Annotated in this window: 23 protein-coding genes, 2 tRNA genes and 2 pseudogenes; 19 read left to right on the top strand and 8 right to left on the bottom strand. The window is 69.7% G+C overall.

Features of this window, described 5'->3' with window-relative positions; all coding sequences use genetic code 11:
• Positions 1 to 39: 39 nt before the first annotated feature.
• Together GA0070619_RS20890 and GA0070619_RS20885 are read left to right on the top strand one after the other, a co-directional pair.
• Entirely contained in the window at positions 40 to 543 is a 504-nt protein-coding gene (locus tag GA0070619_RS20890; RefSeq protein ID WP_088949631.1) for a sensor histidine kinase, read from the top strand.
• A 211-nt stretch (positions 544 to 754) separates the two neighbouring features.
• A complete protein-coding gene (locus GA0070619_RS20885) occupies positions 755 to 1,762 on the top strand; it encodes a sugar phosphate isomerase/epimerase family protein (protein ID WP_088949630.1) in 1,008 nt (335 codons plus the stop codon).
• Positions 1,763 to 1,826: 64 nt separating this feature from the next.
• On the opposite strand, the gene GA0070619_RS20880 is transcribed toward GA0070619_RS20885, so the two are convergent.
• Positions 1,827 to 2,240 carry a hypothetical protein gene (locus tag GA0070619_RS20880; protein ID WP_088949629.1) on the bottom strand — a complete coding sequence of 138 codons (414 nt, stop codon included), beginning with the start codon at positions 2,238 to 2,240 and terminating at the stop codon, positions 1,827 to 1,829.
• Positions 2,241 to 2,535: 295 nt separating this feature from the next.
• On the opposite strand from GA0070619_RS20880, the gene GA0070619_RS20875 reads away from it, so the two are divergent.
• From GA0070619_RS20875 to GA0070619_RS20845, 7 genes are all read left to right on the top strand, one after another.
• Positions 2,536 to 2,608: transfer RNA gene (locus GA0070619_RS20875), tRNA-Asn, on the top strand.
• Between the two features lie 162 nt (positions 2,609 to 2,770).
• Positions 2,771 to 4,888 carry an MMPL family transporter gene (locus GA0070619_RS20870; RefSeq protein ID WP_088949628.1) on the top strand — a complete coding sequence of 706 codons (2,118 nt, stop codon included), beginning with the start codon at positions 2,771 to 2,773 and terminating at the stop codon, positions 4,886 to 4,888.
• Positions 4,878 to 6,116 carry an NAD(P)/FAD-dependent oxidoreductase gene (locus GA0070619_RS20865; RefSeq protein ID WP_088949627.1) on the top strand — a complete coding sequence of 413 codons (1,239 nt, stop codon included), beginning with the start codon at positions 4,878 to 4,880 and terminating at the stop codon, positions 6,114 to 6,116. The genes GA0070619_RS20870 and GA0070619_RS20865 overlap by 11 nt, the downstream gene beginning before the upstream one ends.
• A gap of 55 nt (positions 6,117 to 6,171) precedes the next feature.
• On the top strand, positions 6,172 to 7,119 hold the full coding sequence (locus GA0070619_RS20860) for a hypothetical protein (RefSeq protein ID WP_157744066.1): 948 nt from the start codon (positions 6,172 to 6,174) through the stop codon (positions 7,117 to 7,119).
• On the top strand, positions 7,116 to 8,798 hold the full coding sequence (locus GA0070619_RS20855; protein ID WP_088949625.1) for a M16 family metallopeptidase: 1,683 nt from the start codon (positions 7,116 to 7,118) through the stop codon (positions 8,796 to 8,798). The genes GA0070619_RS20860 and GA0070619_RS20855 overlap by 4 nt, the downstream gene beginning before the upstream one ends.
• 66 nt (positions 8,799 to 8,864) lie before the next feature.
• Positions 8,865 to 8,941: transfer RNA gene (locus tag GA0070619_RS20850), tRNA-Ile, on the top strand.
• A 68-nt stretch (positions 8,942 to 9,009) separates the two neighbouring features.
• Positions 9,010 to 10,281, top strand: a complete 1,272-nt coding sequence (locus GA0070619_RS20845; protein WP_088949624.1) for a tyrosine-type recombinase/integrase — start codon at positions 9,010 to 9,012, stop codon at positions 10,279 to 10,281.
• Here GA0070619_RS20845 and GA0070619_RS34145 read toward each other — a convergent pair.
• Positions 10,218 to 10,532, bottom strand: a pseudogene (locus tag GA0070619_RS34145) (hypothetical protein); the annotation flags it as partial. The gene GA0070619_RS20845 and the pseudogene GA0070619_RS34145 overlap by 64 nt on opposite strands.
• A 520-nt stretch (positions 10,533 to 11,052) precedes the next feature.
• Between GA0070619_RS34145 and GA0070619_RS33570 the strand changes: the two are divergent.
• Positions 11,053 to 11,715: pseudogene (locus GA0070619_RS33570) on the top strand (hypothetical protein); the annotation flags it as partial.
• Positions 11,704 to 12,570: an FG-GAP repeat domain-containing protein gene (locus tag GA0070619_RS33565; protein ID WP_231927496.1), complete on the top strand. Its 867-nt coding sequence runs from the start codon at positions 11,704 to 11,706 to the stop codon at positions 12,568 to 12,570. The pseudogene GA0070619_RS33570 and the gene GA0070619_RS33565, both read left to right, overlap by 12 nt.
• Before the next feature lie 118 nt (positions 12,571 to 12,688).
• On the opposite strand, the gene GA0070619_RS20835 is transcribed toward GA0070619_RS33565, so the two are convergent.
• Positions 12,689 to 12,931, bottom strand: coding sequence for a hypothetical protein (locus GA0070619_RS20835; RefSeq protein WP_197699560.1), 243 nt, complete (start codon positions 12,929 to 12,931; stop codon positions 12,689 to 12,691).
• A 3-nt stretch (positions 12,932 to 12,934) separates the two neighbouring features.
• Between GA0070619_RS20835 and GA0070619_RS20830 the strand changes: the two genes are divergently transcribed.
• The 3 genes from GA0070619_RS20830 to GA0070619_RS20820 all read left to right on the top strand — a co-directional run bounded on the left by GA0070619_RS20830 (position 12,935) and on the right by GA0070619_RS20820 (position 16,189).
• Complete coding sequence (locus tag GA0070619_RS20830) at positions 12,935 to 14,446, top strand: tetratricopeptide repeat protein (protein WP_197699559.1); 1,512 nt, start codon at positions 12,935 to 12,937, stop codon at positions 14,444 to 14,446.
• Positions 14,447 to 14,538: 92 nt separating this feature from the next.
• Positions 14,539 to 15,258, top strand: coding sequence for a hypothetical protein (locus tag GA0070619_RS20825; protein ID WP_088949621.1), 720 nt, complete (start codon positions 14,539 to 14,541; stop codon positions 15,256 to 15,258).
• Positions 15,259 to 15,301: 43 nt separating this feature from the next.
• The gene (locus GA0070619_RS20820; RefSeq protein WP_088949620.1) at positions 15,302 to 16,189 is read left to right on the top strand and encodes a hypothetical protein; all 888 of its coding nucleotides are present in this window, start codon (positions 15,302 to 15,304) and stop codon (positions 16,187 to 16,189) included.
• 191 nt (positions 16,190 to 16,380) lie between these two features.
• On the opposite strand, the gene GA0070619_RS20815 is transcribed toward GA0070619_RS20820, so the two are convergent.
• Positions 16,381 to 17,262 carry an AraC family transcriptional regulator gene (locus tag GA0070619_RS20815; protein ID WP_197699558.1) on the bottom strand — a complete coding sequence of 294 codons (882 nt, stop codon included), beginning with the start codon at positions 17,260 to 17,262 and terminating at the stop codon, positions 16,381 to 16,383.
• Between the two features lie 91 nt (positions 17,263 to 17,353).
• On the opposite strand from GA0070619_RS20815, the gene GA0070619_RS20810 reads away from it, so the two are divergent.
• Together GA0070619_RS20810 and GA0070619_RS20805 are read left to right on the top strand one after the other, a co-directional pair.
• Positions 17,354 to 18,430 (top strand): aldo/keto reductase, encoded by a 1,077-nt coding sequence (locus GA0070619_RS20810; protein ID WP_088951937.1) that lies wholly within the window; start codon positions 17,354 to 17,356, stop codon positions 18,428 to 18,430.
• A gap of 120 nt (positions 18,431 to 18,550) precedes the next feature.
• Entirely contained in the window at positions 18,551 to 19,747 is a 1,197-nt protein-coding gene (locus tag GA0070619_RS20805) for a serine hydrolase domain-containing protein (protein ID WP_088949618.1), read from the top strand.
• A gap of 73 nt (positions 19,748 to 19,820) precedes the next feature.
• Here the strand turns inward: GA0070619_RS20805 and GA0070619_RS20800 are convergent, their stop codons facing one another.
• Positions 19,821 to 20,360, bottom strand: coding sequence for a TetR/AcrR family transcriptional regulator (locus tag GA0070619_RS20800; RefSeq protein WP_197699557.1), 540 nt, complete (start codon positions 20,358 to 20,360; stop codon positions 19,821 to 19,823).
• Between the two features lie 86 nt (positions 20,361 to 20,446).
• Here GA0070619_RS20800 and GA0070619_RS20795 point away from each other — a divergent pair, with 86 nt between their 5' ends.
• Positions 20,447 to 21,337: an NmrA/HSCARG family protein gene (locus GA0070619_RS20795; protein WP_088949616.1), complete on the top strand. Its 891-nt coding sequence runs from the start codon at positions 20,447 to 20,449 to the stop codon at positions 21,335 to 21,337.
• A gap of 4 nt (positions 21,338 to 21,341) precedes the next feature.
• Here GA0070619_RS20795 and GA0070619_RS20790 read toward each other — a convergent pair whose 3' ends face one another.
• From GA0070619_RS20790 to GA0070619_RS20780, 3 genes are all read right to left on the bottom strand, one after another.
• Positions 21,342 to 22,529, bottom strand: coding sequence for an NAD(P)/FAD-dependent oxidoreductase (locus tag GA0070619_RS20790; protein WP_088949615.1), 1,188 nt, complete (start codon positions 22,527 to 22,529; stop codon positions 21,342 to 21,344).
• 82 nt (positions 22,530 to 22,611) lie between these two features.
• Positions 22,612 to 23,556: an RNA polymerase sigma-70 factor gene (locus GA0070619_RS20785; RefSeq protein ID WP_088949614.1), complete on the bottom strand. Its 945-nt coding sequence runs from the start codon at positions 23,554 to 23,556 to the stop codon at positions 22,612 to 22,614.
• Positions 23,557 to 23,667: 111 nt separating this feature from the next.
• Positions 23,668 to 24,501 carry an SDR family NAD(P)-dependent oxidoreductase gene (locus GA0070619_RS20780; RefSeq protein WP_088949613.1) on the bottom strand — a complete coding sequence of 278 codons (834 nt, stop codon included), beginning with the start codon at positions 24,499 to 24,501 and terminating at the stop codon, positions 23,668 to 23,670.
• Positions 24,502 to 24,564: 63 nt separating this feature from the next.
• Between GA0070619_RS20780 and GA0070619_RS20775 the strand changes: the two genes are divergently transcribed.
• Together GA0070619_RS20775 and GA0070619_RS20770 are read left to right on the top strand one after the other, a co-directional pair.
• Complete coding sequence (locus tag GA0070619_RS20775; RefSeq protein ID WP_088949612.1) at positions 24,565 to 25,350, top strand: helix-turn-helix domain-containing protein; 786 nt, start codon at positions 24,565 to 24,567, stop codon at positions 25,348 to 25,350.
• A 26-nt stretch (positions 25,351 to 25,376) separates the two neighbouring features.
• Positions 25,377 to 25,973: an HD domain-containing protein gene (locus GA0070619_RS20770; RefSeq protein WP_088949611.1), complete on the top strand. Its 597-nt coding sequence runs from the start codon at positions 25,377 to 25,379 to the stop codon at positions 25,971 to 25,973.
• Positions 25,974 to 25,982 lie beyond the last annotated feature (9 nt).

The raw sequence follows: 25,982 nt of genomic DNA, 5'->3' as shown, positions 1-25,982 counted from the left end.
GCGGACCGGCTCACAGCCGACTGCCGTACCTTGACCTGCATGGGGCGGTTCGCGCAGTGGCGCGGGAGGGTGCTGGTGCAGGGGCACCGGCTGGGTGACGCGCTGCGCCGGCCCGACGAGCCGGACGACCCGACCGGGCCGACTCCGAGCCTGAATCGGCTCGACGCGCTGGTGGAGGGCTTCGCCGCCGGTCAGCCGGTGCGGTGGAGCCTGGCCGGGCAACCCCGGCCGCTGCCCGGGCCGGTCGACGTCGTGGCGTACCGGATCATCGAGGAGTCGCTCACCAACGCGTGCCGGCACGCCCCGGGCGCGCCGGTAGCGGTCCGCCTGCGCTACGACGCCACGGGCATCACCATCGAGGTACGCGACGAGGGCACCGGTGCCGCGCCGTCAGGCCGGCGCGGCCAGGGGGCCGGGCGGGGTCTGCTCGGCGTACGCAGGCGCGCGGAGCGGCTCGGCGGCACGTTCTCCGCAGGCCCACGCGCCGGTGGCGGTTTCGCCGTGCGGGCCGCCCTGCCCGCACCCGAGGAAATGATCGGATGATCGGCCGACCGCAGGGCTTCCCCGATGGGGTGCTGCGGAAATAAGGTGGGGGCGGCGACCGTGCTGGTGGCCGGTGACCCGGTGGGAGGCGCAACCCGCTGGGCCCAGGTGTGTTCCGCACCCACCGGTGACCGCCCGGTGCCGCGTACGTCCGGTCACCCTCGCCCCGGTCCGCACCTGGAATCCCCCATGACAACAGGGGAGAAGAACAATGGCGCGACCCATCACGCTCTTCACCGGCCAGTGGGCCGACCTTCCGTTCGAGGAGGTCTGCCGGCTCGCCTCCGAGTGGGGCTACGACGGCCTGGAGATCGCCTGCTGGGGCGACCACTTCGAGGTCGACAAGGCGCTCGCCGACGACTCCTACGTCGAGCGCAAGCGGGAGACTCTCGCGAAGCACAACCTTGAGGTCTTCACGATCTCCAACCACCTGGTCGGTCAGGCGGTTTGTGACCACCCGATCGACGAGCGGCACCAGGACATCCTGCCCGGTCGGATCTGGGGCGACGGAGAGCCCGAGGGGGTCCGCCAGCGGGCCGCCGAGGAGATCAAGGACACCGCGCGGGCGGCGGCCAAGCTCGGGGTGAAGACCGTCGTCGGCTTCACCGGCTCGTCGATCTGGCACACCCTGGCGATGTTCCCGCCGGTGCCGCCGTCGATGATCGAGCGCGGCTACCAGGACTTCGCCGACCGGTGGAACCCGATCCTCGACGTGTTCGACGAGGTGGGGGTGCGGTTCGCCCATGAGGTGCACCCCAGCGAGATCGCGTACGACTACTGGACGACGAAGCGGACGCTGGAGGCCATCGGCAACCGGCCCGCGTTCGGGCTGAACTGGGACCCGTCGCACTTCGTGTGGCAGGAGCTGGACCCGGTGAACTTCATCTTCGACTTCGCCGACCGGATTTACCACGTGGACTGCAAGGACGCCAAGGTGCGCACCGGGGACGGCCGGCGTGGCCGACTCGCCTCGCACCTGCCCTGGGCCGACCTGCGCCGCGGGTGGGACTTCGTCTCCACCGGGCACGGCGACGTGCCGTGGGAAGACTGCTTCCGCGCGCTGAACGCGATCGGCTACACCGGCCCGATCTCGATCGAGTGGGAGGACGCCGGCATGGACCGGCTCGTCGGCGCCCCGGAGGCGTTGCAGTTCGTCCGCCGGCTGGCCTTCGACGCCCCGAGCGCTGCCTTCGACGCGGCGTTCAGCAGCAAGGACTGACCGCACCTCGGACAGACCACGGGCCGGTCGCCCTGCGGCGACCGGCCCGTCGACGTGCGGTTGGTCAGAGCGTGCTGGCGTTCGTGCCCGAGCCGGACGGCTTGGTGCGGGGGTTGTTGGTGGACGACGGCGACCCGGAGGTCGTGCCGACCGTGCTGGTGCCCGCCTTGGCGCCCACGGTTGCGGGCGTGCCGGCGAACGCGTCGTCGGCGGCGGTCAGCTCCTGCTTGCCGGTGCTGCCGTTACCGTTGCCGCTGCCCAGCTTCTCGCCCAGTTTGGTCTGGCCGAGCTTGTCCTTGCCCTCGCTGTAGAACTTGTTGGCCTGGGCCTGCGCGACCCCGGCCGCCTCCTGGACGGTCGGGTGGTCGAGCACCTTGCGGCCCCGAACAACGAGCTCCTCGTACTTTTCCCGGCCGGCACGGGCGCCCAGGACGAATCCCGCAGCCAGCCCGCCAAGAAACATGATCTTTCCGCGCATGGCGGCTCCTTCCGTACCTGACGCGCCTGTCGCTCCGTCGAGTTGCCCCGTCGGAAGGCGACCAATTCGCGCCTGCGTCCTCTGTCCGCAGCTAACTACCCATCCTGCTCTCCGCTCAAGCATGCTTGTGCCCGGATGGCGATTTACCCCGATTGTCGATGCCTCCCGGACCGTGACCTGCGCGTCTTGATCATCGGGCGGTGGGGCGGAACCCACTGGACCACCACCGGGGAATGTCCTGTACTCTTGTCCCGTCGCACGGCGTCGGCGAGATCCGATTCCGAGCGGTGCACGATCCCCTGTAGCTCAATTGGCAGAGCAGCCGGCTGTTAACCGGCAGGTTATTGGTTCGAGTCCAATCGGGGGAGCTTCTCCACCCAACGCCCGTCGGCCTCCGGCCGACGGGCGTTTTCGTGTGCTCGGCCCCGGTTTCACCCTCCCTCGGCCTGCCTGAGCGGCAGGATGGTCGATGTCGACGCTCAGGTTCCCGCTGCGTCGATTCATGCGTCGATCCTTGGGGTGGAGTGCGGATGTCCGGACGAGGCGGCAGGGCCACGCTGATCGCGGTGGCGGTCGTGCTGGCCTGGCTGGTGATCGGCGGCGTGGCCGGCCCGTACGCCGGGCGCCTCAGCGAGGTCGCCACCAACGACAACGCCGCATTCCTGCCCACTGACGCCGAGGCGACCCGCGCCCAGGATCTCGCCGGTGAGTTCGTCGACCGGCAGACCATCCCGGCTCTGGTCGTCTACGAGCGGCCCTCCGGGATCACCGACGCCGACCGGCAGCGGGTGAGCGCCGACGCGGCCCGGTTCGCCCAGGTGCCCGGCGTGGTCGCCCCGCTGCCCCCGCCCATCCCCAGCGAGGACGGCCAGGCACTCCAGATCGTCGTACCGGTGGACGACGCCGAGGGCGAGGAGATCGGCACTGTCGTCGAACAGCTGCGCGACATCACCGGCGGGGACCGGGACGGCCTCACCGTGGACGTCTCCGGACCGGCCGGCCTGCTCGCCGACCTGATCAAGGTGTTCTCCGCCATCGACGGGCCACTGCTGCTGGTCACCCTGGTCGTGGTGCTGATCATCCTGCTGGTCGTCTACCGCAGCCCGGTGCTCTGGATCTTTCCGCTGCTGGCCGCCGGCATGTCGTACGCCCTCGCCTCGGTGTTCGTCTACCTGCTCGCCGACGCCGACGTGGTGAAGCTCAACGGGCAGGCCCAGGGCATCCTCACCGTGCTGGTCTTCGGCGCGGGCACCGACTACGCGCTGCTGCTGATCGCCCGCTACCGGGAGGAGCTACACCGCCACGACCGTCCCTGGGCCGCCATGCGCACCGCGTGGAAGGGCGCCGCGCCGGCCATCATCGCGTCCGGCGGCACGGTCATCGTCAGCCTGCTCTGCCTGCTGCTGTCCAGCCTCAACTCCAACCGGGCGCTCGGCCCGGTCGCCGCCATCGGCATCGGCGCCACCCTGCTGGTGATGCTCACCTTCCTGCCCGCGCTGCTGGTGCTCGGCGGCCGTTGGGCGTTCTGGCCCCGACGGCCCCGGGAGGATCAGGCCGACCCACGCGCCGAGCACGGCATCTGGAGCCGCATCGCCGGCTTCGTGGCCCGGCACGCCCGACCGATCTGGCTGAGCACCGCGGTCGTACTGGCCGTCCTCACGCTCGGGCTCACCCAGCTCGGCGCCACCACCCTCGGCCAGTCCGACCTGTTCACCCAGCGCACCGACTCGGTCGACGGCGAGGAGGTGATCGCGCGGCACTACCCGGCCGGCACGGGCAGCCCGGCCACCATCTTCACCACCGAACAGACCGCCCGGCAGGTCACCCAGGTGGCGCAGGGCGTGCCCGGCGTGGCCGACGTCCGCCCGCTCTCCACCGGCCCGCAGACCGGCCCACCCGATCCGAGCGCCACCCCGAAGGTCGTCGACGGGCGGGTCCAGCTGGAGGCGACCCTGGCCGACCCACCCGACAGCGACGGCGCCGAGCGGACCCTCCGCGAGCTGCGGGTGGCCGTACACCAGGTGCCCGGCGCGGACGCCGTGGTCGGCGGCTTCACCGCGATCAACGTGGACACCTCGGACGCCGCGAAGCGCGACCAGAACGTCATCATCCCGGTGGTGCTGGTGGTCATCGCGGTCATCCTGGCCCTGCTGCTCCGCGCGCTGATCGCCCCGGTGCTGCTGATCGCCACCGTGCTGCTCAGCTTCGGGGCGACACTCGGCCTCTGCGCGATCCTGTTCCGCCACGTCTTCGACTTTCCCGGCGTGGACTCGTCGTTCCCGCTGTTCGCGTTCGTGTTCCTGGTCGCGCTCGGCATCGACTACAACATCTTCCTGATGAGTCGGGTCCGGGAGGAGTCGGTCAAGCGCGGCACCCGCGCCGGTGTGCTCGCCGGCCTGGCCGTCACCGGCGGGGTGATCACCTCCGCCGGCATCGTGCTCGCCGCGACCTTCTCCGCCCTCGCCGTGTTGCCCCTGGTGGTGCTCGTCGAGTTGGGTACGGCGGTCGCGATCGGGGTACTGATCGACACGATCATCGTCCGGTCGCTGCTGGTGCCCGCACTCGCGTACGACATCGGGCCGAAGATCTGGTGGCCGGGCCGGCTGTCCCGGGCGAACGGTGAGCGGGAGGCGCGCGATGCTGGCTGAGACCGACGTGGTCATCGTCGGCGGCGGCCTGGCCGGCCTCGCCGCCGCCCGCCGGCTGCACCGCGCCGGCGTGCCCTGGCGGCTGCTGGAGGCCAGCGGGCGACTCGGCGGCCGGGTCGCCACCGACGTGGTCGACGGACACCTCGTCGACCGGGGCTTCCAGGTGCTCAACACCGCCTACCCCCGGCTCGGCACGCTGCTCGACACCGACCGGCTCGACCTCGGGTACTTCACCTCCGGCGTGCTGGTGCGCAAGGGCGACGACCTGCTGCGGCTGGTCAACCCGTTGCGGGAGCCGACCGGCGCCCCCGGCACCGCGCTCGCCGGCATCGGCTCCCTGCGCGACCGGCTGCGCTTCGCCGCGCTCGCCACCGGCTGCGCCACACTGCCCACGTCCCGGCTGCTCGCCGCACCGGAGACCAGCGCCGAGACCGCGCTCCGCCGGGCGGGCCTCTCCGACGCGATCATCGAGGAGCTGCTGCGGCCGTTCCTGTCCGGTGTGTTCATCGACCAGGAACTGGCCACGTCCAGCCACGTCCTCGCGATGGTGCTGCGGTCGTTCGCCCGCGGCCGCATCGGCCTGCCCGCCGAGGGAATGGCCGCGCTGCCCCGGGCCATCGCCGACCCGCTCCCCGCCGACCTGCTCGACCTGGACATGCCGGTCGCCGAAGTCGCCCCCGGTCGGGTCCGCACCCAGGCCGGCGACATCCGCTGCCGGGCCGTCGTGGTCGCCGTCGACCCACCCGCCGCGTCCGCGCTGCTGCCGACCCTGGCCACGGTACGGATGCACAGCTACACCACCTACTACCACAGCGCGCCCGAGCCGCCGCTGACCGAACCGATCCTGCTCGTCGACGGCGACCGGCGCGAGATCGTGGCGAACACGGTGGTGCTCAGCAACGCCGCCCCGACGTACGCGCCCACCGGACGACACCTCGTCGCCACGTCGGTGGTCGGCCCGAGCGCCCCACCCGAGGCGACCATACGGGCCGAGTTGACCCGGCTGTATGGCCGTTCCACCGCCGACTGGACACACCTCACCACAGTGGCCGTCCCGAACGCGCTGCCCGCCGCGCCACCACCGCAGGGGCGGCTACGCAAGCCCGTGTCGTTGGGAGAAGGGCTGTTCGTGGCCGGTGACCACCGCGACAGCCCGTCCATCCAGGGCGCTCTCGCCAGCGGCTGGCGCGCCGCCGGAGAGGTGCTGGAGGAGTTGCGCGCCGGCTGAGCCCCGCCTCAAACGAGGACCCCACAGCCGTAATTGATCATCTATGATCGCCGCCATGCCCGCCCCTCTACCGGCCCCCACCTTCGACGCCGGTGCCGCGTACCCCGAGGTCAACGACCTGCGTAAGGCGCTCGACGCCGCCGACTGGCCCGCCGTGCAGGCGTTGTTCGCCGACCGGGACCCCGCGCTCCACACACTGCTCGTCAGGGAGGCCGGCGACCACGTCGGGTCCGGGGCGTTCCTGCATCACGTGTACGACGACGACCCCACCGATCAACTGGCCGGCACCCTGCACGGCACCCACCTCATCTGCGACGGCTGGCGGATCCGCAGCGCCGACCGGGCCCGACATGTCAGCCGGTCCCAGTTCGACCAGTTCCACGAGCACCTGCGTCGCGCCGAGCAGGTGCTCATCGACGTCACCGCCCGGTACCCGGACGACCCGTCGGCCTGGACCGAGCGACTCGCCATCGCCCGTGGTCTGGAGCTGGGCCAGTCCGAGGCGCGCCGCCGCTACGACCGCCTGGCCCATCACCACCCCCACCACCTGCCCGCACAGACCAGCCTGCTCCAGCAGCTCTGCCCGAAGTGGAGCGGCGACTGGGACCGGATGTTCGCCTTTGCCCGGGAGTGCGCCCGGACCGCGCCCGACGGGGCACCCAACGCCGTACTGATCGCCGACGCGCACCTGGAACGCTGGCTGGACATCGACGACGACCAGGAGAGCGCCGACTACCTGGCACAGCCGGCGGTGATCGACGAGATCGCACAGGCTGCGGAACGGTCCGTGCTGCACCCGGCGTTCACCCACGGGGCCGGCTGGGTCTGGGTCCGCTCGACCTTCGCGCTCATGCTCTGCCTCACCGACCAGTGGGTCGCCGCCGCGACCCAGTTCACCGCCCTCGGCAACCTGGGCTCGAAGTACCCCTGGAACTACGTCGGTGGGGTCGACGGCTTCACGGAGTACCGTGCCGAGGCGTACGCGAAGGGTGGCCAGTCGTGATCCAGCACCTGGACGTGGACGGCGTGCCCACGCTGCTGGCCCCCACCGGAGGGCCGATGCACGCCGGGTTGACCTTCCGGGTCGGCACCGCCGACGAGACCCTCGCCCGCGCCGGCGTCACCCACCTCGTCGAGCACCTCGCGCTCGCACCGCTCGGTCTGGCCGACTACCACGTCAACGGTGCGACGGCCCCCGCGTTCACCATGTTCCACACCCAGGGCTCGGAGGCGGACATCGCCTCTTTCCTCACCGCCGTCTGCGGGCACCTCTCCGACCTGCCGACAGCCCGGCTCAACGTCGAGAAGGAGATCCTGCGTACCGAGTGGAGCAGCCGGGGCGCCACCGCGATCGACGAGATCCCTCTGTGGCGGCACGGCGCCCGGGACTTCGGGTTGAGCAGCTACCCGGAGTGGGGGCTGGGCGCGCTCACCACCGACGACCTGCGCGAGTGGGCGGCCCGGTGGTTCACCCGGGAGAACGCCGTGCTCTGGATCGCCGGTGACCGGGTGCCCGCCGGGCTACGGCTGGCACTTCCCACCGGGGTCCGGCAGCCGGTCCCGGTGGCGTCGTCGGCGCTGCCGCAGACGCCTGCCTACTTCGTCAACGGCGCCCGCGCCGTGGTGCTCGACTCGGTGGTACGACGGAGCACCGCCGCGAACATCTTCGCCGGCGTGCTGGAGCGCGAGCTGTACCGGTCACTGCGCCAGGACGCCGGCCTCTCCTACGCCACCACGACGGGCTACGAGCCCCGCGGCGACGGGTACGCCATGCTGCGGGCACTCGCCGACGCGCTGCCGGAGAAGCAGGACGCGGTGCTCGGCGGCTTCGTCGACGTACTGGCAAAGATGCGAGTGGGGCGGATCGAGCAGGCGGACCTGGACGCCACCGTCGCCAAGCGGGCGGACGTCCTCGGCACCGCCGAGGTCGATGCCGCGCGGTTGCCCTCGTACGCTCTCAACGTGCTGACCGGGCACCCGAACTCCACCATCGACGAGCACCGGGCCGAGTTGAAGGCCGTCAGCCTCGCCGACCTGCACGAGGTGGCCGGCGAGGTGACGGCCTCGGCGCTGCTGATGGTGCCCGGCGGCCACACCGCCGACTGGGCGGGCTTCGTCGCCGCGCCCACCCACTCCGCCGGCGTCGTTGATGGCACGACGTACGCGTCGAAGGAGGGTGCCGGTGGGCTCCGTATCGGCACGGACGGTGTGAGCTACCTCAGAGGGCAGCGGCCGCTGACCGTCCGCTACGACGACTGCTCCGCCCTGCTCACCTGGCCGGACGGCGCGCGTCAACTGATCGGCGCGGACGCCATAGTGCTGGACATCGAGCCGACCCTGTTCGAGTTGCCCCCGGAGGCAGCCCAGATCATCGACGCCCGGGTGCCGGCCGACCGGCACGTCAGCATGCCGGCCCGCACACCGGACCAGATCCCGCAGCCCAGACCAGTTGCCGAGCAGGTTGAACCCAGCGGACGATCCTGGTGGGAGATCCCGGTGATGGTGCTCAGCGGGCTGGGCACCCTGCTGATGGGCGGCTTCTGCCTGCTGCTGACCATCGGCATGTTCGTCGACGACAGTGAGCCGAGCGAGGGTTGGTTCTGGGGCGTCATCGCAGTCGGCTGGCTGCTCACTGTTATCCTCGCGTTGCCCATCGTGCTGTTGAAGCGACGACGGCGGTGATGAGGTGGAGCCGGATCGCTGCTGGCCCGTGATCCACCGGGCGGGATAAGATCCGGCGCGGTGTGAGGGGCGGTAGCTCAGCCGGTTAGAGCAGGGGACTCATAATCCCTCGGTCGCGGGTTCGAGCCCCGCCCGCCCCACCAGCACAAATGCTAGGTCAGCGATCTTTCCGTGGGGCTACGCGTGGTGCGAGCGAGCTACGGTCGTCTCCATGGGGACATCGACGGGGCGCGCGAAGCGCCAGCGCGGCGAGATCGAAGAGCTGCCCAGCGGTTCACTGAGGGTGAAGGTCTACGCGGGCATCGACCCCATCACCAAGAAGCGGCATTACCTGACCGAGACCGTCCCGCCCGGCCCGACCGCCCGGAAGGAAGCCGAGAAGGCGCGTACGCGCTTCCTCGCCCAGGTGGACGACCGGCGCAACCCGCGCACCCGTGCCACCGTCGATCAGCTGCTTGACCGGTGGTTGGAAGTGCTCGACGTGGAGACGTCGACCCGGCAGGGATACGTCAGGAAGCTGAACAAGCACGTCCGGCCGCTGCTGGGCAAGCTGCCGGTGGGCCGACTGGACGCCGAGACGTTGGAGTCGTTCTACGCGGTGCTGCGGAAGTGCCGGGACCACTGTGGAGGCGCGCGGAAGGCCATCGAGCACCGGAAGGTAGGGCCGCACGACTGCACCGACAAGTGCCGGCCGCATGAGTGCAAGCCGTTGGCACCGGCCTCGATTCGGCAGATTCACTGGATCCTGTCCGGTGCCCTGAACCGGGCCGTCCGGTGGCGCTGGATCGCCGTCAACCCGGCAGATCAAGCGGAAAAGCCTGGGCTGCCTCAGCCCAACCCACACCCACCATCGGCCCCGGAAGCGGCTCGGTTGGTCACTGAGGCGTGGAAGGACCCAGACTGGGGCGCGTTCGTGTGGGTGGCCATGACGACAGGGGCACGACGGAGTGAGCTGTGTGCGCTGCGATGGTCTGCCGTCGACCTGGACGGGGCCGTTCTGACGCTGCGGAGCGCCCTGTACGTGGACGGCACGGGGAAGCTGCGGGAGAAGGACACCAAGACGCACCAGCAGCGGCGGGTGGCCTTGGACGTGGAGACGATAGCGGTGTTGCGCGAACAGCTGGCGCGCTGCGAGGCTCGTGCGTCGACTCTCAGTCTGTCGCTGCCCGCTGACGGTTACGTGTTCTCGCCGGATCCGGACGGTAGTACGCCGCTTGTGCCGGACACGGCCACCCAACGTTTCAGCCGGATGGCCGTTCGCCTTGGGGTCGCGACGAACCTACACGCCTTAAGACACTATTCGGCAACCGAACTGATCGCTGCCGGTGTGGATGTTCGGACCGTCGCTGGCAGGCTTGGGCACGGCGGGGGAGGGGCGACAACTTTACGGGTTTACGCTGCATGGTTGTCGGAGTCCGATCAGCGAGCCGCTTCCGCTCTTAGTGCCCGTATGCCTTCTAGGTCGGGCCCTCGAAGCAATTGATCCCCATAAAGCTTCTTCCAATCAGGACGAGAGCACCGAATGCGAGGAATAGGGTTGAGCTGTAAAGTAGCCAGGCGCTGGGCGGATGTCGTGGTGAGTGCGGCACGGGAGCTGTCGATCTAGCGTTGAAGGTTGTCGATGCCCTGGTGGCGGTAATCGACAGCTTCGACGAGGCATTCGAGCTTGTCTGCGTCACGGGCGACGATGGCTTCAAGGGTTTCGCCGGTTGACACCGAAGAGGTCGATAGTTCCATACCAGCATCCCCCAGTCCCGGTCAAAGGATTTCGACCGCACGCTATCAGTTCGTCGACGCCCTTTCGGCGCATGCTTAATTGCGATCCGCGCGACTTCATTCGGAAGCGGCGCCGCCATGTCTCGCGTGCCCGCCTGCGTGATCATTGTCTCCCGTCGTTACCTGACGTCCCGCCGGTTTGGCTTATTTTAGATAGATTTAGTCTCCTCCGCAGCCCAGTGGTTGGGCTTCGAATGTTGCGGGAGAGGGCTTGCCAGCCAGTGAGGCGAGGCCGTATTGTACTGCTCAGATCGCCCCTTGGATTTGATTGATCGAGCCGCCGACATGGAATCGAAAATTCATTGCTGTCGGCGTGTCGGATCAATTAATGTCCACCCTGGGCGCGCCAATCGGGCTGAGGTGAGTCAATCTATTCTGCTGTCTCACCCTGAATGCCGCTTGATCACACCGAGTCACCGCCGAAAGGAAAAGAATGACCCGTCGACCAGTGAACGAACGGTGGCGACAGAAGCGCGGTCTGAAGCTCTGGAGCGCGTTGATAACCGTTTCGGCGACGACCGTAGCCTGCATCGTCGTGGCACCCGTCTCGGCAAGCGCGGCAGCCAACCCGAATCCGGCGAGGATCACGGCTGCTTCCTGGTGGTTGATGGAAGAACTCCTCGAACTCGAACCGGGCACGCAGAACGGCGGGACTTACGTCAACAAGCCGGGCTACCACAACACCCGGGCCGCCAACGACTCAGACAACTACTCCGTCCGTGACGCAGAGGACAAGGGCGGCCCGTCAGACAAGACCGCCGCCTACGACTGGACTTTTCCCGAGGCCCAGAGTCTTTCCTTGGCCGCGCTCTCCGTCGACCCGAATGCAGATCAGAAGCTTCCAGCTGACGTGACGGCGGCGGTTTCCAACTACACCAACATCGCCCGTTATTCCAGTCGCCTCTTGGCGTCGGGTCAGGATCCGAATGATCCACGGTTGAACGGATGGCGCGAGTTCTTCGGCCAGGCCGACAGTGACACCTCAGTGGAGGGCTACGACTTTCGTTACAACCAGACGGCCACATCCGACTCCTCGCACCTGTGGCACATTCATCTGAGCGAAGACCGCGACCAGGTGGAGAGCTTCGAAAACAAGCAGGCGCTGCTCAGCGTCCTCCGCGGAGAGACGGTGGAGCAGTGGGAGGCGGGCTTTGGAAACGCCGTGTCGGATTCCCAAAGCACGGATCTCGATGGCGATGGCGATGCAGAGCTGGTGCGTTTCAACTCTGATGGGACTGTGTCGGCTTTCCGCAACAATGGCATTCTGGCCGGTAATGCGTGGTCAGCGGCAGTGGTGATCGCCACCAATCCTGGTACGACGGATCCGCTTCGTATGAGGTTCGCTGATCTGGACAATGATGGTTTGGCGGAGTTCGTTCGTATCAACTCTGACGGGACTGTGTCGGCTTTCCGCAACAATGGCATTCTGGCCGGCAATGCATGGTCAGCGGCAGTGGTGATCGCCACCAGCCCTGGTACGACGGATCCGCTTCGTATGAGGTTCGCTGACTTGAACAATGATGGTTTGGCGGAGTTCGTTCGTATCAACTCTGACGGGACTGTGTCGGCTTTCCGCAACAATGGCATCCTGGCCGGCAATGCATGGTCAGCGGCAGTGGTGATCGCCGCCAGCCCTGGTACGACGGATCCGCTTCGTATGAGGTTCGCTGACTTGAACAATGATGGTTTGGCGGAGTTCGTTCGTATCAACTCTGACGGGACTGTGTCGGCTTTCCGCAACAATGGCATCCTGGCCGGCAATGCATGGTCAGCGGCAGTGGTGATCGCCGCCAGCCCTGGTACGACGGATCCGCTTCGTATGAGGTTCGCTGACTTGAACAATGATGGTTTGGCGGAGTTCGTTCGTATCAACTCTGACGGGACTGTGTCGGCTTTCCGCAACAATGGCATCCTGGCCGGCAACGCATGGTCAACGGACGTCGTGGTCGCCGCCAACCCAGGAACGTCGGACCCAGCCCGGCTGGCAATCGCGTAGCTCACACTTCGTCCCCAACTGTATTGGTGCCGACGGCACCAATACAGTTGGGGACGGGCAATTGTTTGGGCGGGGAAATGTCGCCGGCAGGAGGCTGCCGCCGGAGGTGAGGGCAGCTTCAGATCGTTCGGGCCGGCATGCGGCGGCGGGCCGGGTCCAGCCCGTCGATCAGGTCTTCGAGGCGCTGCGCGAGGGTGTCGTCGTCGCCGATGAGCAGCCCGGCCAGGTCGGCGCGGACCAGGGCGTCCACCCGCCCGTGCTCGGCACGCCCGCGCGCCGTCAGGTAGGCCCGGATGCGGCGGCGGTCCACCGGATCGACCCGGCGGAAGACCAGGTTCCGGTCGACGAGCTGGTCGACCAACCGGTGCCCCTCGACCTGCTGAGCCCCGGCGAAGCGCGCGACATGCTGGCCCGCCGACTCGGGGCGCGCCAGATCGCCGCCGAACCCGGCGCGGCCGACGACATCGCCGACCGCTGCGCGCGGCTGCCCATCGCCCTGGCCATCGTCGCGGCCCGAGCCGCCACCAACCGGCACTTCTCGTTGGCGGCGGTCGCCGGTGAGCTGGGCGATCTGGGCGCCTTCCACGGCGGTGACGAGGCCACCGACGTCCGGGCGGTCTTCTCCTGGTCGTGCCGAACGCTCAGCCCACCGGCGGTCCGGCTGTTCCGGCTGCTGAGCCTGCATCCCGGCCCGGACGTCTCCGTCCCGGCCGTGGCCAGCCTGGCCGGGATCACCCCGCAGGCGAGCGGTCCGCTGCTGACCGAGCTGACCCGGGCGAACCTTCTGACCGAGCACACGTACGGGCGTTACGCGTTCCACGACCTGCTGCGCGCGTACGCCGCCGGCCTCGCCGACGAGGCCGAGGCACCGGCCGAGCGTGATGCCGCCGTCCACCGACTGCTCGACCACTGCCTGCACACCGCACACGCGGCCGACCTGGCACTGCACCCGCACTTCAGCGACATCAGCCTCCCGCCACCGCGAGCGGGCGTGACGCCGGAACGGCCCAAGAACAAGTTGGCCGCCACGGCGTGGTTCACCGCCGAGGTTCCCGTTCTGCTCGCGGCCGTGCCACTGGCGGCACGGGCCGGGTTCGAGGGACACGCCTGGCGGCTCGCCTGGGCCATGGCCGGCTTCCTGCACCGGCAGGGGCACTGGCAGGACTGGCTGGGCACGCAACGCATCGCTCTGGCCGCCGCGTCCCGCATCGGCGATCAGACCGGGCAGGGCCACGCGCACCGCAGCCTCGGTCTCGCCTGTTCAAGGCTTCGACGGTACGACGAGGCCGACGACCACCTGCGCCGCGCGCTCGATCTGTTCACCGACGTCGGCGACGACGCCGGCCGGGCACACACCTGCCTCAACCTCGGCCAACTGGCGGAGCGGCAGGGGCAGCACCAGCAGGCGCTGCGCCATTCCCGGCAGGCGCTGGCCCTGTTCCGGGGGACCGGAAACCGGGCCGGGCAGGGGTACACCCTCAACGCTGTCGGTTGGCAGGAAGCGCTGCTCGGCAACTACCACCACGCCCTTGAATCATGCGGCGAGGCGCTGCGGATGTTGCAGGAGGTGGACGACGTCCAGGGGCAGGCCGACACCTGGGACAGCCTCGGCCACGCCCACCACCAGCTCGGCGACGACCGGCGAGCGATCGCCTGCTACGAGCACGCCCTCGACCTCTTCACGCAGGTCAACGACCGGTACGCCGAAGCGAGCACGTACGTCAATCTCGGCGGCAGCCACCGGGCCCTCGCCGATTTCGGTGCCACCCGGGTGGCGTGGCGCCGGGCCCTGAGCATCCTCGACGAGCTCGGCGACGCCGACGCCGACGCGATCCGTGCCGACCTGGCACAGCTCGACGCCAGTCGACTCCACTGACGTACCCCCGCTTTCAGCGCCGTTTCCGGGCCGCTTCAGCGCGGCCCGCCACTCTTCGGACACCAGATTCTTTCCGAGGAATGGAGCGTTCGATGAAGCGTTTGGCACACCGCCTCGCGGTGATCGGGGTGGTCAGCGGGACGGTGCTGGCCATGTCCTCCGCAGCCGTGGCCCGGCCCGACAAGCCGCCGACAAAAGGCACCGACTGCGTGGTCCAGCACGTCGACGAGCGCGGCGGAATCGTCCGCACCGAGACCGAGCCTGAGGGCCGGGAGCACGGCCAGTTCCGCTGCGAAGGCGGGCAGTGGACGTTCGCGTGGGACCCGTTCGGGGCGGACGACATGATCAGGGCTGGCGAGATCCAGATCGATCCGGCCGGTGCGGTGTCGGCCCGGCGGTTCACCGGTCCCGCGCTCGGCAACGACCTCACGGTGGGCGAGATCGCTGGTATCGCCCAGGCCGTCAGCGGCAGCCGGGAGGTGCTGGTCGACCGCGCGATCGTCGCGGTCGACGATGGCAAGGAGAGGACCCCGGAGCAGGTCGCGGCGCTGCTGGCCGGCAAGGACGACACCGGGGTACGGGTGCTGGACATCATCGAGAAGCCCGAGGCCGCCATGTCGACGAAGGACGTCATCGACGAGGCCGGCGGCACACCCGAGACGACAGTCGTCTACTTCAGCATCTGGGGCGCGATCAAGTCGGTGTTCGCCTGGATCGTGGACACGATCGGCGAGATCGGTGAGTGGATCGACGACCACTGCGACGTGGGGTCCCCCAACGATTTCGGCGACATCGTCACGTGTCGTTGGTAGCCCGTCCCACTCCGCCGACACCGATCACCGAGATGAGGACAGGATGACAACTCTGCGGGACATCACCAGGCGCGTCACCATCATCACCACGGCCCTGATCGTCGGGCTGACCGCTTCGTACGCTCCGTCGCAGGCCGCCGAGGGTGAGGCCCGGACGGCGATCACCGACCACCCCGGTGCGCCGCGGACGATGCTCCAACAGTTCGAGGACCTGACCGGCCGGCCCGTCGGCGACCTGGACAAGGTGCTGGCCGTCGACGCGGGAGGCCGGGACCTCACCAGCGACCAGCTCGCGGCGCTCGTCGCCGGTGAGAAGGTCGACGGTGTCAAGGTCGTGGGCACGATGCCGGGCGGCCGGGACATCCTCGGCACGACCATGGCCGACCTGGCCGACGGCGCGTACGACGGCAAGGGTGACAGCGGGACAGGGACCACGTCGCTGATCTTCGCCTCGTCGGTGCCCGGCGGTCGGGACTGGTGCCTGACCATGTGCGTCGCGTCGGGCAAGTCCGTCTGGGAATGCCTGCTGTCGCGCCGGACGGGCGAACCGGTCATCACCCTCGACCTTGGCGGCGACACCACGATCGGCGGGACGAAGGCGGCCTTCGAGAAGGCCAACGGAGTCACAGTGGATGGCCCGTCCGCCGTGGAGACGCTGGTTGGCGAGGGCGAGCCCTCGGCGAAGGACGTCGAGATGCTCCTCGACGGCAAGGACGTCGACTCGCTGCGCCGGGTGGCGACGGTGAAGGGACCGGACCCGGGGTGGGCGTTGGCCGACATCGCCGAGAACTCCGGAGTCGTGTACGCGAAGACCAGGGCTCACATCTTCACCGTCAGCGTTCCCTTCCTCGGGACGCTCCTCGTGGTCTGCATCTCGCAGGATGGCGGGAAGACCTGGAAGTGCTCGGCCCGCCAGTGGGACGGGTTCTAGCGGCTGGGCACGCTGCTGACCCAGTGGTTCCCCTGAGTGAGTGATGCCTGTGAGTCATCTTGATGACTCACAGGCATCACGCTCGTCGGGGCGAGGCCGGCCGCGCCGCCGGCCACGGTCACCCTCGACGGGTCGAACGCCGGCACCACCCCGTTGCCACCGGACCAGCCGGCCACCCCCCTGTGGCACCCTCACACGTCGGCGAGCTGCGCCGGGTCGACGCGGGACAGGCGGGCCGCGTCCTGCCCCGGTGGGAGCCCGAACAGTCGCCGGTATTCGCGGCTGAACTGCGACGCGCTCTCGTAGCCGACAGCGAACCCGACGCCCGCCACGTCACCGGGCTCGGCCAGCAGTCGGGCCCGTGCCTCCTGGAGCCGAATCAGTTTCTGGAACTGAATGGGTGTCATGGTCGTAACGGCCCGGAAGTGGCGGTGCAGCGACGTCACGCTCATCCCGGCGGCGCGCGCCACGTCCTCGACGCGGAACAGGTCGGCGTGATGCTCGCGGATCCAGCGGATCGCCCGTTCGATCTGCACGATGTTGCCGTCGCCCAGCCCGATCTGCCGGACCGTGCCACCCTGCTCGCTGGTCAGCAACCGCCAGACGAGTTCGCGTTCCACCCCCGCCCACAGCACGCGCTGGTCGTCGGGGCGGTCGAGCAGTCGCAGCAGCCGCACCACCACGTCGAGCAGGTCGTCGCTCGCGGTGCTGACCGCTATGCCTGCCGCCGGCTCGCCTCGCGACGGTGGAGTCTCCAGCAGAAGCTCCGCGATCAGTGGCGGGCGCAGAGCGAGGCCCAGCACCAGGTACGGCGTGGCCGGGCTGGCCTCGCTGACGTGGGCGATCACCGGGAGCTCCGTCGACGCGACGACGAACTGCCCGGCACCGTACGAGAAGACCCGTTCGCCCAGTATCGCGTACTTCGCGCCCTGTGCGATCAGAGCGAAGACCGGCGCGGACTGCGACGGCATCGGCTCGGTGGGGGAGTCGCTGCGGTGCAGGACGAGGCCGCCCGGTGCGGGTCGGCCGGCGTGGCGCAGCACCAGGTCGCGGATCTCGGGCAGCGCGCTCATGGGGCTCATCCTGCCGACTTTGGCAGGATCGGGCAACGCGCTGCCAGTTCTGATCTACCCGGTCGGAGGCCCGCAGGTGTGCACTGGGGGCATGCCACTCGACAGTTTCATCACACTGGGCCGCTCTGGCCTGCGTATCAGCCCCTACACCCTGGGCGCGATGACCTTCGGCGAGGACCATGGCTGGGGTGCCCCGGTCGACGAGTCCGAGGCGATGATCACCGAGTACCTGGAACGTGGCGGCAACTCCATCGACACCGCCAACATCTACACCAACGGGCACTCCGAGAAGATCATCGGCGACTACCTGGCCGCTCGGCCTGGACTGCGCGACCGGGTCGTCCTCGGCTCCAAGTTCTTCGGCAACCTGTTCGCCGGCGATCCCAACGGTGGCGGCGCCGGGCGCAAGGCCGTGGTCGCCCAGGCCGAGGAGTCGCTGCGCCGGCTGCGCACCGACTACCTGGACATCTACTGGCTGCACAACTGGGACCGGGGCGTCCCGGTCGAGGAGACGCTGCGAGCCCTCGACGACCTCGTCACGGCCGGCAAGATCCGGTACGTGGGCCTGTCGGACCTGCCCGCGTGGAAGGCAGCCGAGGCGCAGGTCGTCGCGCACTTCCGTGGGTGGACTCCTGCGATCGGGATGCAACTCGAATACTCGTTGCTCGAACGGACGGTCGAAGGGGAACTCATCCCGATGGCGGCCGAGCACGGTCTCGGCGTACTGCCGTGGAGCCCGCTCAAGAGCGGCTGGCTCTCCGGCAAGTTCGTCCGTGGAAACAGCACCGTCGACACGACACGTGCCGGGCTGGTGGGCAGTCCCGCGGAGCGTGACTGGCAGGTGATCGACGCCCTCCACGAGGTCGCGAGGGATGCCGAGGTGACACCGGCGGCAGCGGCACTGGCCTGGGTCGGCGCCCGGCCGGGAGTCAGCTCGGTGCTGATCGGGGCGCGACGCCTCGATCAACTCAAGATGAACCTGGCCGCGGTGGACGTGCGGTTGTCGCCGCAGCAGACGGCACGGCTCGACGAGGTGTCGACACCGGTGCTCAACTTCCCGGCAGACAACAACCGTTACCTCGCGCCGAGTCTCGCCTTCGCTGGCGCGACGGTCGACGGCCGGCCGAGCGAGGCGTCACCCTTCGTCGGGGGCCAGGTCAGGTACTGATCACCGACCGGCCGGGGTAGCGCAGGCTGTACCGAAGGAGGGCAGCAGGAGGGATCGTCCAGGTATCGGACTTCTTGAACCATTGATGGTGTCAAGCGTTTCCGATACCGAGGAGTCATCATGCCCGTGACACCGAACGATCCCTCCCGCCGCCGTCGCACGGTGCGGATGGCCGCCGCCGCGTTGGCCGCCGTCACCGTCGGCGCCGCCCTGACCGGCCCTTCGGCATTCGCCGACACCGCCCGGCGCGACGGCCCGCGCGACGTCGTGCAGCGACAACTGGACGGCCTGGTCAGCGAGAGCGGCTTCCCCGGCGTACTCGCCTCAGTGCGGGGGGCCGACGGGCGGGTCCGGGACTACACCGCCGGTGTCGGTGACCTCCAGACCCGCCGCCCGGTTCCCCGCGACGGCCAGGTCCGCGTCGGCAGCAACACCAAGAGCTTCACCGCGGTGGTCGTCCTGCAACTGGTGGGCGAGGGCCGCATCGACCTGGACGCCACAGTCGAGCACTACCTGCCCGGGGTCGTGCGCGGCAACGGCAACGACGGCGGCAGGATCACCGTACGACAGCTGCTGCAACAGACCAGCGGTCTGCCGGACTACGACGACGTGCTGTTCACCAGATCGCAGGACCTGATCGACAAGAGCCACTCGTACTACGAGCCGCGTCGGCTGGTGGACGCGGCGCTCACCGGCGCGCCGCACTTCGCGCCGGGGGAGAAGTGGGAGTACAGCAACACCAACTACGTCCTCGCCGGGCTCGTCGTCGAGCAGGTCACCGAACGTCCGATCGGCGAGGAGATCACCAACCGCATCATCAGGCCGCTCGGTCTGCGCGACACCTACTGGCCGGGCGTCGGGGAGCAGCGGCTCCGTGGCACCCACCCGCACGGCTACGTCGCGGTGGCGCCTGGCGCGCCGTGGGTGGACGTCACCAAGATGGACCCGTCCCTGGGCTGGTCCGCCGGCCAACTGGTGTCGACGCCGGACGAGCTGCGGACCGTCTTCGACGCGCTGGTCGGCGGCAGGTTGCTCAAGCCCGCGCAGCAGACGGCTTTGATGACGACCGTGCCCGCGCCCGGGTTCGAGCCGGCCGGGGAGTACGCGTACGGGCTTGGTGTCGCCCGGTACGAGCTGCCCTGCGGCGGCTACGCCTGGGGTCACGGCGGTGACATCCAGGGCTTCGAGACCCGCAACCTCGCCACCAGGGACGGCCGGAGCGCCGTCGTCGCCGTCACCGGCCTGCCGACCAGCGAGCAGATGCTCGGCGCGGTGAACCGGAGCGTCGAGACGGCGCTGTGCGCCACCGACCGCTGACCTGGACGCGCATGCCGGCGCGGACCGATTCGGGTGAATCAGCCGCTCCGGCGGCCACCGCCTTGGAGGCCCGTCACCGCCGGGGTGGCTGGATCCCCTCCAGGGCGAGGGTCAGCAGCTGTCCCGCCTTGGCCGCGCCTGCTGGTTGCGCCGCGAGTGAGATGCCGTTGGCGAGCATCATCAGGTCCGCCATCGTGATGTCGGGGCGTATCGAACCCTCGTCGGTGGCTCGGCGCAGCAGCGGTTCACCGGCCGCGACGAGCGTCGCGCCGCAGGCGTCGGTCTCCTCGGTGGGCTCGTTCAGGAGCGAATCCGCGAGGCCGCGGGTTGTCGTGGCGTACGCGGTGACCTCGTGCAGCCAGGTCGTCAACGCGTCGAGGGCGTCCGGCGCGGTCAGCAGGTCTCCGGCGCGGGCCGCCAGGTTGCTGACGCAGGTGCGGAAGACGGCCTGGAGCAGGGACCAGCGGGACGGGAAGTGCCGGTGCAGGGTCGCCGAGCCCACTCCTGCGGACCGGGCGATCTCCTCAAGCGAGGCGTACGCGCCGTCGCGGGCGATCGCCTCGGAGGCCGCGGAGACGATGAGGTCGTAGTTGCGCCGTGCGTCCGCTCTCATGGTCCGCCTTGCCAAAGTGGGGTGGTCCCCCATATCGTAGCCGACAGAAAGTGGGGGGACACCCCACTTGGTTCTGGGGAGGCATCATGGCTGTTCTCGTCATCGGCGCGACGGGCAAGCAGGGCGGGGCCACGGCCCGCGCGCTGCTTGCCCGGGGCGTCGCGGTCCGTGCCCTGGTCCGGGACCCGGGCAGCGACAGCGCCAAGGCTCTGCGGGAGCGGGGCGCCGAACTGGTCAAGGGCGACCTGGACGACGCGGAGTCGCTGCTCGCCGCGGCGGACGGGATGGACGGCCTCTTCTCCATCCCGTATCCCGACGTGACGAACATGTCTGGCGACGCCGAGGTGACCCGCGGTCGCAACGTCGTCGAGGCGGCGCGCCGGGCCGGCGTGTCGCACGTGGTGCACAGCAGCGTTTCCGGTGCCGGCGACTTCCACCGCAACCAGCCCGGATGGGCCGAGGGCCGGTGGGACAGGCACTACTGGGAGAGCAAGGCGGAAATCGACGAGATGGTGCGCTCCGGTGGCTTCGCACACTGGACCGTCCTCAAGCCCTCGACCTTCATGGAGAACCTCGTCGGCTGGTCCTACCTCTTCGGCGACTGGTCCAGCGGCACGATCATCACCGGCTTCGCCGCGGACACGCGGCTTCCGTGGATCGCCGTCGACGACATCGGCGAGGCCGCGGCGACCGCGTTCACCAACCCGGGAAGGCTCGACGGCCTGGACGTCGAACTCGCCGGCGACCTGCTCACCATGACCGAGATCGCCGCCCTCCTCAGCGAGGTCACCGGCCGGGCGGTCACCGCGCCCGTGCTCACCCCGCAGCAGGCCGTCGAGCGCGGCCTGCTGCCCGCCATGGTCAACGCGGTGGAGCAGATCAACGAGAACGGCAGCCCCGCCCGACCGGAGATGACCCGCGCCCTCGGCCTGCCCACCACCGATTTCCGTACGTGGGCGCGTCGGACGTTCTCCTGACGCCTCACGACATCGTCGGGACGGTCTCCGTCCGGGTCGCGGCGATGCGCCGGCGGCGCACCGGGTAGAGCACCGGGTGCGAGATCTGCCAGGCCGCGCCCTTGCAGACGATCTCCTTGTAGCGGGCCGCCAGCTTTCCAGCGAGGAAGGACGGCTTGGCCCTGTCGTCGGCGGTCACGTACTGGATGATGCCGTCGCGGCGGCCGAGGCTGATGCACTGGTTGAAGTAACGCAGCGGGGCCTTGGGGAACTTCTCCCGACCGGCCAGCCGCGCCGCGATGGCGTCGGCGGCCTGCCAGGCCATCGGGATGCCCGAGGCGCAGGACATCCGCAATGGCTTGCCGCCAGCGCCTTCGGCGAGTCCGGCGTCGCCCACCGCGTACACCTCGGGGTGTGAGACCGAGCGCATCGATGCGTCGACGATGATCTGGCCGGTCGCCGCGACCGTCAGGGTCGTGGCGGCGGCGATCGGGTGGACGGCGAAGCCGGTCGTCCACACCGTCACCTGGGCCGGGATCACCCGGGCGTCGGCGGTGACCGCAACGGTCGCCTCGACCCGCGCGATGTCCGCGTGCTCGTGCACGGTGATGCCGAGCCGGTCGCAGACCCTCCGCAGGTGCTGCTGCGCCTTCTCGTTGAGCCAGTCACCGAGGACGCCACGGGCGGCGATCGCGACGTCGAGGTCCGGCCGGGCCTCGGCGATCTCGGTGACCGCCTCGATGCCGGTGAGACCCCCGCCGACGACGAGCACGGTCCCGCCGGCCGAGAGTTGGTCGAGGCGGTCGCGCAACCGCACCGCCGACGGCCTGCCGGCGATGTCGTACGCGTGCTCCGCGTCGCCGGGAACGCCATGGTCCGCGGCGGTGCTGCCGAGGGCGTAGACGAGCGTGTCGTAGGCGATCTCGTCGGTGCCGTGCTCGTCGGCGAGCGCGACGGACCTGCGGTCGGCGTCGACGGCGGTGACCCGCGCCAGTCGCAGTGTGACGCCGGTGCCGGCGTAGACCTTGCTCAGCGGGCGGCGCTCGGGGTCCTGCCCGGTGGCGACCTGGTGCATGCGGACCCGCTCGACGAAATCGGGGTCGGCGTTGACGACGGTGATCTCGGTGTCGTCGGGGTGCAGTCGCTTGGCGAGACGCCCGGCGGCGACGGCTCCCGTGTAGCCGGCCCCGAGGACGACGATGCGGTGCTTCATGGTGTCACTCCTGTCTCGGCGGTGGTCGCTTCCTGAACCGGACAGCGACGTGATTCCTGACAGGCACCGGCTATGACCTGGGTCACCACACGTGCATGAGGGGTTCGCCGTGGTCGGCGGCGGACCACTGACGGGTGGCGCGCACGAGCTTGTCGGGGTTGACCTGGGTGTGGATGGCCGCGACCCCCTCGGGCGTCACCTCCAGGGACATGACACCGATGACCCGGTCGTCCATCACGACCACCGCTGCCGGACTGCCGTTGACGACCGCGACGTACAGGGCGGGACTGCCGCCGATCAGGTCCCGCTTGGCGTCGGCGGGCTTGAACAGGCCGCGCAGGAACTTCGCCACGGCCAGTGCCCCGGAGAACGGCGTGGTCCGGGCCGGGATCTTGCCGCCGCCGTCACCGGTGCTCGTCACGTCGTCGGTCAGCAACTCGACCAGCCGCTGGATCTCGCCGTGCTGGGCCGCCGTGAGGAACTCCGCGACGATCTTCCGCGCGGTGGCCTGGTCGACCTCCGCGCGGGCCCGCTCGGCGGCGACGTGCTGCTTGGCGCGCCGGTAGATCTGCTGGCAGTTCGACTCGCTGAGGCCGAGGATCTCGCCGATCTCACCGTGCGAGTAGCCGAAGGCCTCCCGCAGCACGTACACCACACGCTCGTTGGCGGACAGCCGCTCCAGGAGGGTGAGCACCGCCATCGAGACCGATTCGCGCTGTTCGGCGGTGTCGAGCGGGCCGAGCATCCGGTCCCCGGCGAGAACCGGCTCGGGCAGCCACGTGCCCATATAGGTTTCCCGCCTGGCCCGAGCCGAGGTGAGCTGGTTGAGGCACAGGTTGGTGAGCACCTTCGTCAGCCACGCCTGGGGTGTCTCGACCCGTTCCCGGTCGGCGGCCTGCCAGCGCAGGAACGTGTCCTGGACGGCGTCCTCGGCGTCGCTGGCCGAGCCCAGCAGGCGATAGGCGATCGCCTCCAGGCGGGCCCTGGAGTGCTCGAACAGCTCGACCTCGTCCGGACTCAGCCGCATGGTGCGACAGTATCCACCCGTCGCGTCGGGCACTCGCTCCCGTCGGCAACCGCACTCGACGCCGGCGCGGCAGCACGCAGGGCGGTCGTACCCGGGCCCGGCGACCGGCACTCACGCCGGGTCACCGTCCTGGCCCGGTGCCGCCTGCTCCGCCAGCCAGCGCCAGTCGTTCCAGGTGGCGAGCCGGTTCCGATACAACGTTTCGGCGAGAAGGTACGGGTACGGGCCGAGGAACAGGCGCAGCGGCGGCTCCTCGGAGTCGACGAGTTGCAGGATGACTCCGGCGGTCAGCGCGGGATCGTCCGGCGTGCGGGCGGCCGCCCCGGCCCGGCGTGCCTGCCGTACCGGCTCATAGGCGCCGATCGGCTCCGTGTGCACGGCCGAGTCGCCGGACCAGTCGGTGCCGAACGGTCCCGGCTCCACGATCGTCACCTTCGGGCCGAGTGGGGCGAGCTCGGCGGACAGCGCCTCGCTGAGCCCCTCCAGTGCCCACTTCGACGCGTTGTAGAGCCCGAGGGTGGGGAAGGCCCCGACCCCTCCGATGCTGGAAATCTGGAGGATGTGACCGGTGCCCTGCGCGCGCAGCACCGGCAGGGCGGCCTGGGTCACCCAGAGAGCGCCGAAGAAGTTCGTCTCCAGCTGCGCGCGGGCCTGTTCCTCGGTCGTCTCCTCGACCATGCCGAACAGCCCGTAGCCGGCGTTGTTGACGACGACGTCCAGCTGGCCGAACGTCTCCGCTGCCCGGGACACCGCGTCGAACACGGCCGAGCGGTCGGTCACGTCGAGGGTCAGTGGCAGAACCCGGTCCCCGTACGCCTCGGTCAGATCCTGAAGCGCCCTGTGGTCGCGTGCGGTCGCGGCGACCCGATCTCCGCGTGTGAGCGCGGCTTCGGCCCAGATGCGGCCGAAGCCGCGGGATGCGCCGGTGATGAACCATGTCTTCATGACTCGACCATGCGGCGGCGGACGCCGGGCTGCCAGCACCCTGACAGGGTTAGGCTGGCGGGAATGAAAGGCGAGAACGCGCTCGGCGACTTCCTCAGGGCACGTCGCGGGCGGGTCCGGCCGGACGAGGCGGGGCTGACGTCGTTCGGGCGCCGACGCGTGCCGGGACTGCGCCGTGACGAACTGGCCCACCTGGCAGGCGTGAGCCAGCACTATCTGACCCGCCTGGAGCAGGGCAAGGACCGCAACCCCTCACCGCAGGTGCTGAACGCCCTGGCGAACGCGTTGCGGTTGAATCCCGACGAGAGGGCACATCTCACCGCGCTCGCCGACGCTCCGCCGCACGGGGTCGAGCACACGGCGGTCTCCGACGCGGTGCAGCAGCTCATCGACTCGTGGAGCCAGACACCCGCGTACGTCCGCGACCGCCGGTTCGACGTGCTGGCGGCCAACAAGCTCGCCATGGCGCTCTCCCCGCTCTACACGCCCGGTCAGAACCTGATCCGCGGCGTGTTCCTCGACCCCGCGGCGCGTGCGCTGTTTCCCGACTGGGCGCAGATCGCCGCCCAGAGCGCCGCCGCGCTCCGCGCCGAAGCCGACCCGCGCGATCCCGCGACCGCCGACCTCATCTCCTCGCTACTGACTGACAGCTTTTTCCGCGACAGCTGGACGCTGCACGACGTACAGCCGACACGCGACGAGGTCAAGCGCTTCAACCATCCCGTCGTCGGGCCGCTCACGCTGCGACGGGAGACGCTCGCCATCGCCGGCGCCGAGGGGCAGGTGATCATCGCCTACCAGGCGGCACCGGACACCCCCGCCGCGCAGGCCCTGGCCAGACTGCTCTGAGGAACGGTGGTCGTACCCTTGCGGCCGTGACCGCCGACCCCCTGCGCCGCGCTCTCACCGCACCCGCGGACCCGCCGCTACGGTCCCTGCCCGACCAGGTCGTCGCCCTGTTGGAAACCCTGCATGCGCCGCCGCGTCTCGCCGCGCACCTGCGGGCCGTGCACGACGTCGCCGCGCAGCTGACCGACGCGATGGCGGAAAGGTTCCCGCAGCTTCCGTTCGATCGTGATGCGGTGCTCTTCGGGGCCGCCACCCACGACATCGGCAAGGTCCGGCACCCGGAGGAGCTGTCCGGGCCCGGATCCGCGCACGAGCCCGCCGGCTACGAGCTGCTGCTGGGGCATGGTGTCTCCGAGGCGCTCGCCCGGTTCGCGCGTGACCACGCGTCCTGGCAGCAGGACGGCATCGGCGTCGACGACCTGCTGGTCAGCGTGGCCGACAAGGTGTGGAAGGGAAAGCGGGTCACCGACCTGGAAGGGTTGCTCGTGGACCGGCTGGCCGAGGCCACCGGCCGCGAGCGGTGGTCGGTGTTCCTGGACCTCGACGACATCCTCGACCACATCGCCGCCGACGCGAACCGCCGGCTGGCCTTCCAGGCAACCCATCCGGTACGCGACCGGTGAGGCCCTGCC

The sequence above is a fragment of the Micromonospora zamorensis genome (assembly GCF_900090275.1).
GTDB lineage: Bacteria > Actinomycetota > Actinomycetes > Mycobacteriales > Micromonosporaceae > Micromonospora > Micromonospora zamorensis.
This window is presented reverse-complemented; position numbering and strand designations above follow the sequence as displayed.